Genomic DNA, 16555 nt, shown 5'->3' with positions numbered 1-16555 from the left:
CATTAAAGCGGTACGCGAGCTGGGTTCAGAACGTCGTGAGACAGTTCGGTCCCTATCCGGCGTGGGCGTAGGATATTTGAGAGGAGCTGTCCTTAGTACGAGAGGACCGGGATGGACTGACCTCTGGTGTACCTGTTGCACTACCAAGTGCATGGCAGGGTAGCCTAGTCGGGAAGGGATAAACGCTGAAGGCTTCTAAGCGTGAAGCCCCCCTCAAGATGAGATATCCCATTCGCAAGAATTAAGACCCCTTGAAGACGACGAGGTTGATAGGTCAGAGGTGGAAGTGTGGTAACACATGTAGCTGACTGATACTAATAGGTCGAGGGCTTATCCATGAAGGAAGGAAAGAGGAGTTATCTCCCCGGATGAAGGATTTCAGTGTGTGGTTTTGAGTGTATAATCAAAAAGAATAACAGTTTCAGCGAAGGCTGAAGGAATCTAAGAGTGAAGCCCCCCTCAAGATGAGATATCCCAGTCGAAAGAAGTAAGACCCCTTGAAGACGACGAGGTAGATAGGGCAGAGGTGGAAGTGCAGTAATGTATGGAGCTGACTGTTACTAATCGGTCGAGGGTTTGACCTGGAACGGTCGATCGCAAAGCAGTAGGAAGAAGGATGTTACGTGTGTGCAGTTTTGAAGGTATATACCTTCAATTAAATATAGGGGATTAGTTCAATGGTAGAGCACCGGTCTCCAAAACCGTCGATGGGGGTTCGAATCCCTCATCCCCTGTATAGTAAGAACAACAGTTATTGTTGTTCTTTTTTTGTATTCCATATCAATCATTGATCTAGCGGACAGATTTTGATTGCTATTGTATTGTTATATCTTGTCATTTTAACTGTGGAATTATATAATAAAAACAGCTTGTACAGCGAATACAAAAGAAGGGGGAAGGAAGAGTGAAGAAGTTTATCAAAGAATTTCGGGAATTTATCAACCGTGGAAATGTGATGGATATGGCTGTCGGTATCATTATTGGTGGTGCTTTTACCAGTATCGTATCTTCTTTGGTTGATGATATCATTAATCCGATTCTTGGACTGTTCGGTGGTATGAATTTTGATCAGCTGAAATGGAACATTTTAGGCGAGGTTACTTTGAATTATGGTAAGTTTATCTCAGCTGTGTTGAATTTCCTGATCATGGCACTGGTAATCTTTACGATTATGAGAGTTATGAATAGTGCGGCTGAAAAGCTGAATCATAACAAAGAAGAAAAACCGGCTGCACCGACAACGAAGAAATGTCCTTATTGTAAGACAGAGATTGCCATTGATGCAACCAGATGTCCGCATTGTACTTCGGTTTTGGAAGAAACCAAAGAGACGAAATAAAAACAATACATATAAATCCCCGGAGGATTTTTCTGGCAGAAGACCAGATTATCTTCCGGGGATTATTGTATTATACTGGTATGGATATTCGGGTTACTAGTTGGTTTTCGTGCGCTACTGCCATTTCATCCAGAACCGCTTCTTTATAACAGTAAGTCCCAGGTGTCAGGTTATTTTCACGAATATAGTCCAGGAGAGTTTGAAAAGCATGATCAGCTTCGTAGTAGTTGCCTTTGAGATAGATGACTGCATACATTCCTGCTGGTTTGAGCATCCAAGGGTGACCATTTGGTGGTTGGATCACCTTGGTAAAAAAATGAGCGTACACATCCTGATGCCCCTGTAACAGTTCCTCGGTGGAGAGCATGGCACCGTAGGGGTGACCGGCATTTAACAGATTGTGGTTGCAGTATGCGATATGCTGATAAATGGCGGAAAAGATCTTTTCGTGGTCACTGGTATGTAACGGGGGGCTGACGACCAGATATTCTTCGGGGAAGTCTTCCAGACTTACAGCTGAAACTGAATCAGAAAAGTGGAGATGTTCACCGGTATGGATCAGATGAAGCTTGGTATCGATTACCTGACGAATACGACAAAGATGTTCGAGTTCCGCGTCTACTTTTTTTTGTTGTTGCAACAGCAGAGTCTGCAGATCTACGGGATTTTTATGGTCAATGTATTGTTTGATCGCTTTTAAGGGCATGCCGATTTCTTTGAGACAGGTGATTGTAAAGAAGGTATCACACTGATTTTCACTGTAATAGCGGTAGCCTTTTTCATCGGTATAGGCTGGGGAAAAGAGGCCGATTTCATCGTAATGGATCAGTGTACGCTTGTTTGTATTGCATAATTTTGCAAAACCACCTGTTTTTATGCATGGGACAGAAAATTTTTGCATAAATATACATCCTTTCTATTGACTATACCGTAACGGTATACTTTATTATAGACGAGGCTTGAAAGAAACACAAGTCCATATCAGGACAAAACAGGCTAGAGCGTGAAGCGTGTTACTGGGAACGGAGTGAACAGTAACATGATATGTATGAACAGAAGATAAAAAAGGTAAATTGCTGTGAATAGAACGAACAGTAACCGAAAAAAACAAAGGAGAACATACTATGCCAGGATTAAGTAACAGGGTACAGACATTTACGGATTCGGTGATCCGCAGAATGACGCGAATCAGTGATGAGTATGGAGCTATAAATCTTTCTCAGGGATTCCCGGATTTTGATCTGCCGAAGGAGATTATGGATGCACTGGCGAAGGCAGCTTATGAGGGGCCGCACCAGTACTCGATTACCTTTGGAGCAGAGAACTTCAGGGAGGCACTTGCAAGAAAGCAGGAACGGGCGATTGGACGGACGATTGATCCGGAGAAAGAGATTGTTGTGACTTGCGGTGGTACGGAAGCGATGATGTGTGCGATGATGACCATCTGCAATCCAGGGGATAAGGTTATGGTATTTTCTCCATTTTATGAAAATTATGGAGCAGATGCGATTTTATCCGGAGCAGATCCGATCTACATTCCACTGGTTCCGCCGGAATATCATTTTGATATGAGTCTGGTGGAAAAAGGATTTCAGGAGGGGGCGAAGGCGATCATCGTATGTAATCCGTCAAATCCGTGTGGTAAAGTATTTTCCAGAGAGGAACTGATGGGAATCGGTGAACTTGCAATGAAATATGATGCGTTCGTGGTAACGGATGAGGTGTATGAACATATGGTATATGCGCCATATCATCATACTTGCATGGCATCTCTGCCGGGTATGTATGAGCATACGATCACCTGCAATTCTCTGTCAAAGACGTATTCTATTACCGGATGGAGACTGGGATATCTGATCGGACCGGAAGAAGTGATCGAGGCAGCGAAGAAAGTTCATGATTTCCTGACTGTCGGAGCAGCTGCACCGTTACAGGAAGCCGCTACGGTAGGGCTGAATTTTCCAGAGAACTATTATACTGAACTTCTGGAGACATATACAAAGAAACGTAAGTATTTCCTGGATGGTTTGGATCGGATCGGATTGAAACATAATGTTCCGCAGGGAACGTATTTTGTGCTGATTGATATTCAGGAGTTTCTGGATCTGCCGAAGTTTGCGGGCTATACGGATCTGGAATTCTGTGAGTGGATGATCAAAAATATCGGTGTTGCTGCGGTACCGGGATCCAGTTTCTTTAAGGAGGATGTAAACCATCTGATCCGTCTGCATTTTGCGAGAGAGGAAGCAACGATTGATGAGGCACTGGAGCGTCTTGGTAAATTAAAGGAGTTGTTGAAATAATGAATGGAGAAAAAGTTTTCTTTTGTAATTATTCTATTGGAACAGATACATGGAAAGAAGTTCCGTCTGTGTGCGGGTTATACGGAAAACGGATCCTTCTGATCGGTGGGAAAAAGGCATTACATGCGGGTAAAGAACGTCTGGTGCAGGCAATTGCCGGAACCTGTATGGAACTTGTGGAGACGGTTATTTTTGGCGAAGATTGTACTTATGAAAATATTCATCGCTAGGCGGCATATGCAAAAGAAAAACAGGTGGATATGATCTTTGGTATGGGTGGCGGAAACGCGTTGGATACGGCAAAAGGAGCCGGATACGAGACAGGACTTCCAGTTTTTACGTTTCCGACGATCGCGGCGACCTGTGCGGCAACAACGGCGCTTTCTGTTGTATATAAAGAAAATGGAACGTTTGACAGCTTTTATTTTTATGAGTGTCCGGCGAGACACTGTTTTATCGATCTGGAAGTAATAGCAAAAGCACCGGATAGATACTTGCAGGCGGGAATGGGAGGTACCCTTGGAAAATATTTCGAGTGCCATTTTGCGGCGCGTGGAGATCAGCTGCAAACGTGCAGAAGGATTTCACGCAAAAGGTCTGCTGGCAAGTGGTATGGAAGTAGTCATGGGTATGGTCTTTGACCTGATCCCAATTGTTATCGCATGGGGAACGATCGCACTGGTGATCGCAACTTACACACCGGTGTTTAACTGGATTTCTTATCCGATGGGATTATATATGAAGCTGTTCGGTGTGAAAGAGGCCTTTGCGGCGGCAACGGCTACACTGGTAGGGTTTACCGATATGTTTATTCCGGCACTGCTTTTGGGAGGCATCAGTTCGGTAAAAACCAAGTTTATCGTAGGCGTGCTTTCTCTGGTGCAGATTATATATCTGACAGAGGTTGGCACCATTATTATCAAGAGTGAAATCCCGTTAAATCTGTGGAAATTATTCCTGATCTTTACGGAGAGAACTTTAATTGCAATTCCGTTGATTGGGCTATTTGCAAATTTGTTTTTATAGGTTATAATGAAGTTTCGGTACAAAGAATATTGTGCCGGGACTTTTTTTACTTTACAGAAAACTGCTTTCCTGTAAAGTGAAAAACGCTGCGCGAGGATGTGCCAAGGCACATTCTTTGTTCTATGAAAGAAAGAAGAAAAGAGAACAGAGGAAAGTGAGCAAAAATGTGATGGACTACAAGTTGTTGTTGGATATGGCGGTGTTTGCCGGGGATATCCTGATGCAAAACGGGGCAGAGACGTATCGGGTGGAAGATACGGTCTACCGGATCCTGCAGAAATCGAATCTGAAGACAGTGCAGGTTCTGGTGATGATGACCGGATTTGTTGCCACGCTGGATGATCCGACTATGGATTCGCTGACTGTTGTGCGAAGGATCCAGAGTCATGGTACAAATCTGGAGAAAATTGACCAGGTGAATCAGATATCCAGAGAATTTTGTAATGATGAGCTTACGCTGGAACAGGCGTTTAAACAGATGAAGGCACTGTGGAAGGAAAAAGAACCGCCAAAGATCCGGTTGCTGGCATTTGCCCTTCTGACCGGTGGATTTGCCGTCATGTTCGGTAGTAACTGGGCGGAAGCAATCGTGGCAGCCGTTGTGGGCCTGGTCGGAGCCGCGGTGCAGTTTTCATGTAAAAAAGGACATATGCACATGTTTGTGGAGAATATCGTGTGTTCTCTGTCTGTGGCAGTTGCCATCGGTTTTTTGACGGCGGCACTTCCGGGGACATATGATACAGACCTTCTGATCATCAGCTGTATCATGCCTTTTGTTCCGGGAGCGGCTATCACAAATGCGGTTTTTGATACGCTGCATGGAGATTATCTTTCCGGGCTTGCAAGGGCAGCTGAAGCTTTTGTGATCGCACTGGCGGTTGCAATTGGTATCGGTATGGGATTATTTGTGATGGCAGCAGTCCTTGGAAGATAGGGGGAGAAGACGATGACAGACATGATTATACAAAGTATCGGCGGGATTGCTGCTGTGTACGGCTTTGCAAGAATATTAGGGGTGCCGAAGAAGTTCTATGTATGGGCGGGAATCGATGGAGGTATCGGCTGGTTTGTATATCTGCTGGTGGGAGCAATGACACATTCGGAGCTTCTGGGAGCATTTTTCGGAGCAGCGGTGATATCTGTAGGCGCAAATGTGTGTGCGAGAGTATTTAAGACACCGGTGACGATGATATTGATTCCTGCGAATATGACACTGGTTCCGGGTGCGGGAATGTACCGGATCGTATATCATATTTTATATCCGGAGGGAGAGCAGGCGGCGTATTATTTTCAACAGACATTACTGATGGCAGGAATGATCGCGATTGCCATGTTTATTGTTAACATTATATGGAGTTCGGTAACGGGATCCATGAAAAAAAAGAAGGGATTACAGAAATGAAAAAGTGGAGTAAAAAGAAAAAAGGGGTTGTGATAGCAGCAGGAGTGGCGCTACTTGGTCTGGCGGGCATATACGGATATCAGGTTTCGGTATATCAGAATCATTTTCTGCCGGGAACCAGGATCAACGAGTTGGACTGTGGAAAAATGACAGCAAAAGAAGCTGAAGATGCATACAGAAAAGAAACAGAGACCTATCAACTGACACTGACATTCCGGGGAGATGAAAGTGAAACCATAGCGGGAAAGGATTTTGATTATACTTATCAGGATGATGGAGAAATTGAAAGTTTTTTAAAAAAACAGAATCCGTTTTTATGGATGAAATACTGGTTTGAACAGTCAGAGTATGAACTGAAAAGTGGGATCGTCTATGATGAAGACAAACTGGAAAAGAAGCTGAACAATCTTTCGCATCTGTCCGAAGAATCACAGGAAGCACCGGTGGATGCGAAAATCGTTTATAAAGAAGATCAGTTTGTGGTCAAAAAGGAAAAACAGGGAACGACGATCGATACGGATGCGTTGGGAAAAGCTGTGGAGCAGGCATTGAAAGAGGGAGAAGAAACACTGGATGTGGAACAGGCAGACGGATATGTGAAACCTGCAGTTACCAAAGACAGTGAACTTCTTGCGAAGCAAAAAAAGCAGTTAAACGAACTGGCAAATGTACAGGTGACATATGAGCTTCCCGAGGGAGAGAAAGTTCTGAATGGAAATACGGTAAAAAAATGGCTGAATCTTGATGAAGATGGCAATTACAGTCTTGATCAGGATAAGATGAATGCGAAGATCAAAAAATATGTTAAGAAACTGGCGGAGGAAGTCGATACGCTGGGAAAAGAAAGACCATTTCATACGACTTCAGGACTGGATGTGACTGTGACCGGTGGAAATTACGGTTGGAAGATCGATCAGAAAGCAGAAATCAAAGTTCTGAAAAAGAATATTAAAAACCAGCAGCAGGTGACGAGAAAGCCAGAGTACAGTCAGGAAGAGCTGTATACAGATAACCATGGTCTGGGGGATACTTACATAGAAGTCAATCTGACGGAACAGCATCTGTATTATTATAAAAAAGGAAAAGTGGTTCTGGACACCCCGTTTGTGTCCGGAAGAATGACAAAAGACCGGTTTACTCCACCGGGAGTTTATTTCCTGACATATAAGCAAAAAGACAGAATCCTTCGGGGACGTTCCAATGCCAGCGGACAGCCAAGTTATCAGTCTCATGTAAACTACTGGATGCCATTTAACGGTGGAATCGGGCTGCACGATGCTTCCTGGAGATCGAGTTTCGGAGGAAAAATCTATATTTACAGCGGATCTCATGGCTGTATTAACCTGCCGGGGAAAAAGGCGGCGAAGATCTATGAGATGATCAATAAGGAAACACCGATCGTGTGTGTATATAATAATGGGTATAAACTGCATGGATAAGAAGAGCCTGCCGGGCTGTGAATGAAAATATGAGGCTGCCTGCATAAATCTGCTGACAGCCTTGAATTTAAAAAAATATTTTCGAAAATTTAAAAAATATTAAGAAGATCTCCCGGGCAATGGATGGTATAATCAGGAGAAGGAACCTGACCGAATCCATAGGATGCAAAGACAAATGGAATTCCTGCGGTTTTTGTTGCGTTGAAATCACCTAGTGTATCCCCCACATATACAGGGGATTTAAGATGATACTCCTGAATGATCTTGCAGATATTATCGGCTTTGGCGTTTCCGGTGTCTCCGGGACAAAGATGACCTTCAAAGTAAGAGCCAAGACCACTGGTTTCCAAAAAGACTTCGATATAACCGGCCTGGCAGTTGCTGACAATGAACAGTCGATAATTTTCTTTTAACTGTTGCAGTGTTTTTTCAAGATCCGGATACAGCGGTGCACACTGCGCCAGCAAAGCTTTATGTTCTTCCTGACAGCACCGATTGATAAGACGAAGCTGTTCTTCTTTTGGATAATCCGCAAAAAGTACACTCGCAATATCGGGAAGCAGACGACCGAAAAGTCCTTTCAGTGTAGAGGCATTAATGGTAAGAGAAAGACTGGTTTCCCGATGAATCACGTCAGTCCAGGCTTTCGCACAGATTTCCGTGGAATCCCACAGGGTTCCGTCAACATCAAAAATAATACTGTCCATAGTAATCTCCTTTATACAGTGTAATAAGAAATCATCTGTAGAATCTGATGATAACAGCAGGATCTGTAAAACACAGTCATACTGTTTACAAAACAGATACCAATGTATATTGTAGAGAGAAAAAGAGAAAAAAGCAAGAGATTGTATTGCAGAGTCGGCACGAATCAGGTTACTGTTCACTGGTAATATCCCGCGAGGTGTTTTGTGTGAGCGAAGGTCACAGAAAACCCGAGACATATCGCACGAATTTATGCGATTAGCATAAATTCTGTGCATCGCGCAGCGTGTTGCTGGGCACGGAGTGAACAGTAACCGAATCAGAACAGACTGGAAAATACCGATAGACTTAACGACAGAGAAGAGGTAAAATGTTAGCGAAAATTGTAGAACCACTGATAGAATGGTATGAAGAGAATCACAGAATCCTGCCATGGAGAGCTTCCAAAAATCCGTACTATATATGGATATCGGAAATTATGCTGCAGCAGACAAGGGTGGAAGCTGTTCGTCCGTTTTTTGAACAGTTTATAAAGGCACTGCCCAAGGTAGAGGATGTTGCAGTCTGTCCGGAGGAGCAGTTGCTGAAGCTCTGGGAAGGACTTGGGTATTATAACCGGGTACGGAATATCCAGAAGGCAGCTGTTCGCATTGTGAAAGAATATGGGGGAAGACTCCCGGCTGACTATGAAAAATTAAAAGAACTTCCGGGGATCGGAAATTACACAGCGGGAGCGGTGGCATCCATCGCATATGATCTTCCGGTACCTGCGGTGGATGGAAATGTCCTTCGGGTGTATGCGAGAATCATGGAAGATGACAGTGATATCTTAAAGCAGTCAGTAAAAACAAAAGTGGAGAAAGAATTTTTGAAAGTGATGCCTGGCAGCAGATCCGGCACATTTAACCAGGCATTGATGGAACTCGGTGCTATGATATGTGTACCGAACGGTGCACCGAAGTGTGGGGTGTGTCCGGTGGCAGAATACTGCCAGGCAAGAGTGCATGGAACGGTACTGAATCTTCCGGTGAAAAAGAAAAGACAGGAACGGCGAAAAGAAGAAAAAACTGTTCTGGTATTACGAGACGGTGAACGGGTGGCGATTCGAAAGCGCCCGGCGAAGGGGTTGCTGGCAGGAATGTATGAACTGCCGAATCTGGAAGGATATCTGAGCGAGGAAGAGATTCTAGCATGGGTGGAGAATCAGGATCTTATACCGCTTCAGATCGTGCCATTGATTGATGCAAAGCATATTTTTTCACATGTGGAATGGGATATGAAAGGATATCTGATCCGGGTGGCGGCACTGGAAGAAAGCGCAGATCCGAAGATGATTTTTGCAGAGATCAGTGAAGTGGAAAAGGAGTATCCGATTCCGGCGGCTTTTCAGGCATATGCAGAACAGATTCAGATGCGTCTTGGACAGGATAAATACAGATAAAGAAGTAATAAAACGTAACTGTTTAATAAATAACTGTGAAAGAACGGAACAGTTACCGAAAAATATTTACAGACAAAGAAAAGGAGAACAAAAGTGAAAATACTGAGTATTGCAGTACCATGTTACAATTCACAGGAATATATGAGAAAATGTGTGGATTCCCTTTTAAAAGGTGGAGAAGATGTAGAGATTCTGATCGTGGATGACGGATCCAAAGATGATACGCTAAAGATCGCAAGAGACTATGAAGAAAAATATCCCACGATTGTAAAGGCAATCCATCAGGAAAACAAGGGACATGGCGGAGCGGTCAATACGGGACTTGCGCATGCTACAGGACTTTACTTTAAAGTGGTGGACAGCGATGACTGGCTGAATGAAGAAGCACTTAAAAAAGCACTTGAAGTCTTAAAACTATGCGTCAGAGGACCAAAGACACTGGATCTTTTGATCTGTAATTATGTCTATGAAAAAGTGGGAGCGAAAAGAAAGACCGTGATGAGGTATCGTTCTGCACTTCCTCAGGATAAAATCTTCGGATGGGATGATGTAAAGCTACTGGGAACCAGCCATTATCTGCTGATGCATTCGATGATTTACAGGACAGAGCTTCTGCGGGAATGTGGTCTGAAACTGCCGGAGCATACATTCTATGTGGACAATCTGGTGGCATTTATTCCGCTGGCGAGTGTGCAGAGCATGTATTATCTGGATGTAAATCTGTACCGCTACTTTATCGGAAGAGCAGATCAGTCCGTTAGTGAGAGCGTGATGATCGGTCGTGTGGATCAGCAGATCCGTGTAAATAAGCTGATGATCGATTATATGGGACAGGTAAAGAATCTTCACCGTAACCAGAGAGGTTATATGAGACATATGCTGATCATGATCATGACGGTATCCAGTATTTTCCTGATTCAGGCGAAGACGGATGAGTGTTTTGAGAAGAAGAAAGAACTGTGGCGGTATCTGAAAACCAATGACCGTGCGGATTATGGAAAGATTCGGTTGAGTCTGCTGGGACGTCTTTGCAATCTGCCTGGCAAAGGAGGAAGACAGGTTTCTGTAACGGGATATAAGGTGGTGCAGAAGATTTACGGATTCAACTAAAAATCCGAAATTTTTATCGCCAAGCATACGACAAAAAGGTCCGGTGGACCTTTTTTAGTAAAAAACCGGTGAGTGAAAAAGATGTTCACTCGCCGGTTTTTTAAAGTTAATGGTTAAATTTCAGAAGAAATGAAATTTGATTTATACATGTGTGTCGTGTTGATGAAGTGGGGAACGCTGTTTTGCTTTTGCTCCCTGTTTTTCGGCTACTCTTGAGTAGAACAGCACATATGTTGCTACAGCACAGGTAATACCTGTTGCTACATCAGCTATAGAATGTTGTTTTAAGAACATGGTGGACAGAATGATCAGTGTGGTCAGAATAAATGAACCTGTACGGATTCCTTTATGTTTCTGCAGATTCTTGCAGGTGTGGATTGCAGAAAAGGCGGCCACAGAATTATATACATGAATGCTTGGAAGTACATTTGTTGGTGTATCTGTCCGATACAGGAACTGAACCATACGGGTGAAAACAGAATCGTTGGTAAATTCTGCCGGACGGATATTCAGTCCGTTTGGATATACATAAGATACAATTAAAAATAATGTCATACCGATGGCAAGATTCAAAATCAGGCTCCAGAACTCGGTTGTATTCTCATTGAAAAATAGAAAATAGCCGACAGTCACAGCGATATAAAGAAACCATAACAAATATGGAATAATAAAATATTCGCAGAATGGAATCTTATCGTCCAGACTGGAATCAATAATGTGATACCGTACATGCCGGTTCTCCAGATAAGTGAAACAAAGCAGATAAAAGACGGTATAAAGTGCTACCGGAATGACACGTTTGATACGGGTGCTTGTGCTCATATGAGAAATGCCTCCTCTTTATTACGCGCTAAATTTACGATAGTAGCAGCTCTTCAAAAAGCTATTGTGATTATAGCACAGAAGAATTTGTAAAGCAAAGGAAATAGAGAAGAATTTGGAACTTTAAGAAAAAGTTTAAAAAATATTCACAGTATTCATATATTAAATATAAAGGAATCTTTTGAAAGTTTCCGGAGGGGTTTTTATTGATTTTTAAAACACCTATGCTATAATTGATGTAAAGTGAAATGAGTGTGGCGAAAGTTCCGCACAAAATATTATATGATTAGGAGAAGTGTCTATGAAAGCCAGAAAGAAAAAAGCGGCTCAGAGAGCAGCTAAAAGAACCACAGAAATGAAAGAAAAAATTGCAACAAATGCAGAAAATAAAAAGGCAGAAGTAGTAGACTCAACAGAAAAGACAACAGCTGCGAAAAACACTACAAAAAAAGAAGTAGAATTGCCGGAGGTAAAGGCTGAACCGGAAAAAGAAGAAAAAATGTCGGAAATAAAAGAAGAACCGACAGAAGAGACAGAAAAAAAGAAAGTGGAAGTGAAACCGGAACCGGTAAAAGAAGAGGAAAAGCCGGAAGTTAAGGAAGAGCCGATAAAAACAGAAAAAGCAGAGAATACAAAAGTGCAGGAGCAGGAGTTTGAGAGACGTATGGCACGTCATTATGACGAACTGAAATGGCTGTACTGTGAACTTTATGAAAACCGGATGGATATGTTTGAAGATCTGTGCAAAAATCTGAAAAATATTTATGCAGACAGAAAAGCAGATCTGAAAAAACAGGACAGAGTCAGAGAACAGGATCCGGAATGGTATAAGAAAAATGATATTCTGGGAATGATGATGTATGTCAATGCATTTGCAGGAAACTTAAAAGGTGTCAAAGAGAAACTGGATTATGTACAGGAAAGTAATGTCAATTATCTGCATCTGATGCCACTTCTGGAATCTCCGGAAGGAAAGAGTGATGGCGGTTATGCGGTCAGTGATTTCAGAAAAGTACAGCCGGAACTTGGTACTATGGAAGATCTGGAAAGTCTGGCAGACGAATGCCGGAAAAAAGGCATCAGTCTGTGTATGGATTTTGTAATGAATCATACGTCAGAAGAACATGAGTGGGCAAAAAGAGCCAGAGCCGGAGAGCGGGAATACATGGATCGATATTATTTCTATGATAATTATGATGTACCGTCTCAGTTTGAACAGACGGTTCCGCAGGTATTCCCCACAACCGCACCGGGTAACTTTACCTGGCTGGATGATATGAAAAAATTTGTAATGACCACCTTTTATCCATATCAGTGGGATCTGAATTACTGGAATCCGGTTGTTATGAACGAAATGGTCTATAATATGCTGAATCTGACCAATAAAGGTATCGACGTGATCCGTATCGATGCGGTTCCGTATATCTGGAAACAGCTGGGAACCAATTGCAGAAATCTTCCGCAGGTACATAATATTGTTCGTATGATGCGTATGATCTGTGAGATCGTGTGTCCGGGTGTACTGCTTCTCGGAGAAGTTGTCATGGAACCGGAAAAAGTAGTACCTTATTTTGGCTCTGTAGAAAAACCGGAATGTCATATGCTGTATAATGTAACAACGATGGCAACCACCTGGAACACGGTAGCAACGAGAGATGCCCGTCTGCTGCGTCAGCAGATGGATATCATCAACCGTCTGCCGAAGGACTATGTATTCCTGAATTATCTGCGTTGCCATGACGATATCGGCTGGGGGCTGGACTATGGATGGCTTGGTCAGTTCGGCATCAATGAAGTGTCTCATAAGAAATATCTGAGCGATTTCTTCACAGGTAATTATAAGAACTCTTTTGCAAGAGGAGAACTGTATAATGCAGATCCGGCTTCCGGAGATGCACGTCAGTGTGGTACTACGGCATCTCTGTGCGGTATCGAGAAAGCAGCATATGAGAAAGACGAAGAAGCAACAAAGAGAGCAATCCGTTATGACCTGACACTGCATGCCTATATGCTGACGCAGTCTGGCATCCCGGTTATCTACAGCGGCGATGAGATTGGTCAGGAAAATGATTATACCTACCATGAAGATCCGAAGAAATGGGAGGATTCCCGTTATCTGCACAGAGGAGATTTTCAGTGGGATAAAGCGGAACTTCGTCATACAAAAGGTACCATTCCAGGAGAAATGTTTGAAGGACTGTCAAAGCTGGAGACAATCCGGAAATCGCATCCGGTATTCGAGAGTACCGCAGACTGCAGAACAGTGGATACCTGGGATGATTCTATCCTTGGTCTGATAAAAGAAAAGAACGGAGAGAAACTGGTAGCTTTGTTTAACTTCAGCGAATATGATAAGGTTGCATGGATCAATGAGGAAGACGGCATGTATGAGGATCTGATCAGCGGCAGACAGATGGAAGCCAGAGGAGTACAGATCCCGGCATTTGGCTGCTACTGGCTGCTGAAAAAATAGGTGTCGGTATGACGATCAGTGAAATTGCAAAACTGGCAGGTGTTTCAAGTGCAGCAGTTTCCCGTTATTTAAATGACGGGAGTCTCAGTCAGGAAAAACGTCAGCGAATCGAAAGGGTGATTCGGGAGACCAAGTACCGGCCGTCGGAATATGCCAGAACGATGAGGACGAAAAAGAGCAACCGGATCGGTGTTCTGGTTCCACAGATCGATTCAGAGTCGGTGCCGAAGATATTATCAGGCATCTCAGAACGTATGGATCAGAAGAATTATCACGTATTGCTGATGAATTCAAATCTGAGTCTGGAAAAAGAAATCGGGATTCTGGAAACCTTTGAACAAAGTCAGGTGGATGGATTGATTTTTGTCGCTTCAGTACTGACAAAACGACATGAGAAAGCACTGGAGCATATGGGTGTTCCGGTGGTGATTCTTGGACAGAAAAGTGAAAAATATCCATGCATTTACCATGATGATGAAGGAGCGGCGTGTGCCATGATGGAAGAGCTGTTAAAAAGCGGGTGCAGGCGGCCGGCATATATTGGTGTGGACCGGCGGGATAAGGCAGCAGGAGAGAACCGTTACCGCGGGGCCTGCCATGCACTGGAAAAGTCAGGCCTGCATATGGATGAAGTTCCGTATCGGGTGGCTGCGTTTTCCGCACAGGGTGGATATCAGGCAATGACAGAGATGCTTGCTGACGGGAAAAGGCCGGATGGCGTGTTATGTGCGACAGATATGATTGCTGCAGGTGTATTGTCCTGCCTTTCTGAGCGGGGAATCACAGTGCCTGGAGAGATGAAAGTTGCCGGTATGGGACACGGAGCTATTGCGGATCTTTTGTGTCCGAGACTGACAACGGTACATTATCATTATCATACCAGCGGAAGGGAAGCGGCAGATCTGTTGCTGGATCTGATGGAGAAAAAGAGGAGACAGCAGGAATCGCGGATGCTGAAATATGAGGTTATCAGACAAAAAACAATATAGATGTTGTTTAAGCAACAAACAAATAGAAATCCGTAAAATTATTAGCACTCATTAGAAATGAGTGCTAATTTTTTCTTGACATTTGGAATATTCGGTATTAGTATTAAAGTCAGTGAAAGAATTTGATCTTTCAAAGAAAAAAGCAGAGAACAGGAGCACAGAAAAAGACGGATGACAGGTTTTCTGCAGGAAAAGGAGTGTGTATAACCATGGGAGCAAAACATGGAAATCTTTCAATTAACAGTGACAATATTTTTCCAATCATAAAGAAATGGCTGTATTCCGACCACGATATTTTCGTTCGTGAGCTGGTATCCAACGGCTGTGATGCAATCACAAAATTAAAGAAACTGGAGATGATGGGAGAATACACTTTCCCGGATGATTACAAAAATAAAATCGATGTGATCGTCAATCCGGAAAAGAAAACCCTGAAATTTATCGATACCGGTCTTGGTATGACAGCCGATGAAGTAGAAGAGTATATTACACAGATTGCTTTTTCCGGAGCAACCAAGTTCCTGGAGCAGTACAAAGATAAAACAAATGATGATCAGATCATTGGACATTTTGGTCTGGGATTCTATTCAGCATTTATGGTAGCGGATGAGGTTCATATTGATACCTTATCATATAAAGAAGGGGCAACACCGGTACACTGGGAGTGCGACGGCGGTTCCGAGTACGATATGCAGGATGGTGACAAGGCAACCGTCGGTACAGAGATCACTCTGTTCTTAAACGAGGACAATCTGGAATTTGCCAACGAATACAGAGTTCGTGAGGTATTGGAAAAATATTGTTCTTTCATGCCGACTGAGATTTTCCTTTCCAACGAGAATGCAGAACAGGAATATGAAACCATTGACGAAGCAGATCTGCGTGACGATGATGTGGTTGTAGAACATATTCATGAAGATGCAAAGACCGAAGAAAAAGAAAATGAAAACGGAGAGAAAGAAGTTGTAGAAATTTCTCCCGCAAAAGAAAAAGTAAAGATCAATAAACGTCCGGTATCCATCAGTGATATTCATCCACTGTGGATGAAACATCCGAATGAGTGTACTGATGAAGATTACAAGACATTTTACCGGAAAGTATTTATGGATTATAAGGAGCCGCTGTTCTGGATTCATCTGAACATGGATTATCCGTTTAACTTAAAAGGTATCCTGTATTTTCCTAAGATCAACACCGAATATGATTCCATCGAGGGAACCATCAAACTGTATAACAATCAGGTATTTATTGCGGATAACATCAAAGAAGTGATTCCTGAATTCCTGATGCTGTTAAAAGGTGTGATCGACTGTCCGGATCTGCCATTGAACGTATCTCGAAGCGCACTGCAGAACGATGGATTTGTCAAAAAAATCTCTGATTATATCAGCAAGAAAGTTGCTGACAAACTGACCGGTATGTGCAAGACAGCCAGAGAAGATTATGAGAAATACTGGGATGACATCAGCCCGTTTATCAAATTCGGATGCATCAAAGATGCAAAAT

General features: G+C 43.1%; 14 protein-coding genes, 1 tRNA gene, 1 rRNA gene and 1 pseudogene. 14 read left to right on the top strand and 3 right to left on the bottom strand.

All coding sequences use genetic code 11. From position 1 onward, the window contains the following. The 3 genes from MSA64_RS02255 to mscL form a co-directional block, all read left to right on the top strand. Window positions 1-338: ribosomal RNA gene (locus tag MSA64_RS02255) — 23S ribosomal RNA — on the top strand; the annotation flags it as partial. A 325-nt stretch (window positions 339-663) separates the two neighbouring features. After that, window positions 664-734: transfer RNA gene (locus MSA64_RS02250), tRNA-Trp, on the top strand. 170 nt (window positions 735-904) lie between these two features. After that, window positions 905-1339, top strand: coding sequence for a large conductance mechanosensitive channel protein MscL (gene mscL, locus MSA64_RS02245; protein WP_173885808.1), 435 nt, complete (start codon window positions 905-907; stop codon window positions 1337-1339). A 70-nt stretch (window positions 1340-1409) separates the two neighbouring features. Here the strand turns inward: mscL and MSA64_RS02240 are convergent, their stop codons facing one another. Further along, window positions 1410-2240 carry a MerR family transcriptional regulator gene (locus MSA64_RS02240; protein ID WP_287890354.1) on the bottom strand — a complete coding sequence of 277 codons (831 nt, stop codon included), beginning with the start codon at window positions 2238-2240 and terminating at the stop codon, window positions 1410-1412. A 223-nt stretch (window positions 2241-2463) separates the two neighbouring features. Between MSA64_RS02240 and MSA64_RS02235 the strand changes: the two genes are divergently transcribed. From MSA64_RS02235 to MSA64_RS02210, 6 genes and pseudogenes are all read left to right on the top strand, one after another. Continuing rightward, complete coding sequence (locus tag MSA64_RS02235) at window positions 2464-3642, top strand: pyridoxal phosphate-dependent aminotransferase (protein WP_287890353.1); 1179 nt, start codon at window positions 2464-2466, stop codon at window positions 3640-3642. Continuing rightward, complete coding sequence (locus tag MSA64_RS02230) at window positions 3642-3872, top strand: hypothetical protein (RefSeq protein ID WP_287890352.1); 231 nt, start codon at window positions 3642-3644, stop codon at window positions 3870-3872. The genes MSA64_RS02235 and MSA64_RS02230 overlap by 1 nt, the downstream gene beginning before the upstream one ends. Window positions 3873-3887: 15 nt before the next feature. Further along, window positions 3888-4283 (top strand): annotated as a pseudogene (locus tag MSA64_RS12170) (iron-containing alcohol dehydrogenase); the annotation flags it as partial. 539 nt (window positions 4284-4822) lie between these two features. Then, the gene (locus MSA64_RS02220; protein WP_154432231.1) at window positions 4823-5602 is read left to right on the top strand and encodes a threonine/serine exporter family protein; all 780 of its coding nucleotides are present in this window, start codon (window positions 4823-4825) and stop codon (window positions 5600-5602) included. 12 nt (window positions 5603-5614) lie between these two features. Continuing rightward, window positions 5615-6070, top strand: a complete 456-nt coding sequence (locus MSA64_RS02215) for a threonine/serine exporter family protein (RefSeq protein ID WP_287890348.1) — start codon at window positions 5615-5617, stop codon at window positions 6068-6070. Beyond that, on the top strand, window positions 6067-7509 hold the full coding sequence (locus MSA64_RS02210) for a L,D-transpeptidase family protein (protein ID WP_287890346.1): 1443 nt from the start codon (window positions 6067-6069) through the stop codon (window positions 7507-7509). The genes MSA64_RS02215 and MSA64_RS02210 overlap by 4 nt, the downstream gene beginning before the upstream one ends. Before the next feature lie 89 nt (window positions 7510-7598). On the opposite strand, the gene MSA64_RS02205 is transcribed toward MSA64_RS02210, so the two are convergent. Then, window positions 7599-8216 carry an HAD family hydrolase gene (locus MSA64_RS02205; protein ID WP_154432234.1) on the bottom strand — a complete coding sequence of 206 codons (618 nt, stop codon included), beginning with the start codon at window positions 8214-8216 and terminating at the stop codon, window positions 7599-7601. 368 nt (window positions 8217-8584) lie between these two features. Between MSA64_RS02205 and mutY the strand changes: the two genes are divergently transcribed. Then, on the top strand, window positions 8585-9655 hold the full coding sequence (gene mutY / locus MSA64_RS02200; RefSeq protein WP_117525365.1) for an A/G-specific adenine glycosylase: 1071 nt from the start codon (window positions 8585-8587) through the stop codon (window positions 9653-9655). Between the two features lie 93 nt (window positions 9656-9748). Beyond that, entirely contained in the window at window positions 9749-10765 is a 1017-nt protein-coding gene (locus MSA64_RS02195; RefSeq protein WP_277663637.1) for a glycosyltransferase family 2 protein, read from the top strand. Window positions 10766-10906: 141 nt separating this feature from the next. On the opposite strand, the gene MSA64_RS02190 is transcribed toward MSA64_RS02195, so the two are convergent. Then, window positions 10907-11587 carry a phosphatase PAP2 family protein gene (locus MSA64_RS02190; RefSeq protein WP_287890343.1) on the bottom strand — a complete coding sequence of 227 codons (681 nt, stop codon included), beginning with the start codon at window positions 11585-11587 and terminating at the stop codon, window positions 10907-10909. Between the two features lie 301 nt (window positions 11588-11888). On the opposite strand from MSA64_RS02190, the gene MSA64_RS02185 reads away from it, so the two are divergent. The 3 genes from MSA64_RS02185 to htpG form a co-directional block, all read left to right on the top strand. Continuing rightward, window positions 11889-14060 (top strand): alpha-amylase family protein, encoded by a 2172-nt coding sequence (locus tag MSA64_RS02185; RefSeq protein ID WP_330639031.1) that lies wholly within the window; start codon window positions 11889-11891, stop codon window positions 14058-14060. Window positions 14061-14068: 8 nt separating this feature from the next. Beyond that, a complete protein-coding gene (locus MSA64_RS02180) occupies window positions 14069-15049 on the top strand; it encodes a LacI family DNA-binding transcriptional regulator (protein ID WP_106492723.1) in 981 nt (326 codons plus the stop codon). 209 nt (window positions 15050-15258) lie between these two features. Beyond that, the coding region (gene htpG, locus MSA64_RS02175; protein ID WP_287890341.1) for a molecular chaperone HtpG at window positions 15259-16555 on the top strand (1297 nt) is incomplete at its 3' end.

The organism is Oliverpabstia sp. (genome assembly GCF_022785585.1).
Lineage (GTDB): Bacteria > Bacillota > Clostridia > Lachnospirales > Lachnospiraceae > Oliverpabstia > Oliverpabstia intestinalis.
This window is presented reverse-complemented; position numbering and strand designations above follow the sequence as displayed.

Bases quoted from the DNA above. Each gene is read 5' to 3' on its own strand.
- MSA64_RS02190 (WP_287890343.1), bottom strand. From the start codon at position 11,587: ATGAGCACAAGCACCCGTATCAAACGTGTCATTCCGGTAGCACTTTAT.
- MSA64_RS02240 (WP_287890354.1), bottom strand. From the start codon at position 2,240: ATGCAAAAATTTTCTGTCCCATGCATAAAAACAGGTGGTTTTGCAAAA.
- mutY (WP_117525365.1), top strand. From the start codon at position 8,585: ATGTTAGCGAAAATTGTAGAACCACTGATAGAATGGTATGAAGAGAAT.
- MSA64_RS02185 (WP_330639031.1), top strand. From the start codon at position 11,889: ATGAAAGCCAGAAAGAAAAAAGCGGCTCAGAGAGCAGCTAAAAGAACC.
- MSA64_RS02215 (WP_287890348.1), top strand. From the start codon at position 5,615: ATGACAGACATGATTATACAAAGTATCGGCGGGATTGCTGCTGTGTAC.
- MSA64_RS02205 (WP_154432234.1), bottom strand. From the start codon at position 8,216: ATGGACAGTATTATTTTTGATGTTGACGGAACCCTGTGGGATTCCACG.
- MSA64_RS02235 (WP_287890353.1), top strand. From the start codon at position 2,464: ATGCCAGGATTAAGTAACAGGGTACAGACATTTACGGATTCGGTGATC.
- MSA64_RS02180 (WP_106492723.1), top strand. From the start codon at position 14,069: ATGACGATCAGTGAAATTGCAAAACTGGCAGGTGTTTCAAGTGCAGCA.
- MSA64_RS02230 (WP_287890352.1), top strand. From the start codon at position 3,642: ATGAATGGAGAAAAAGTTTTCTTTTGTAATTATTCTATTGGAACAGAT.
- MSA64_RS02210 (WP_287890346.1), top strand. From the start codon at position 6,067: ATGAAAAAGTGGAGTAAAAAGAAAAAAGGGGTTGTGATAGCAGCAGGA.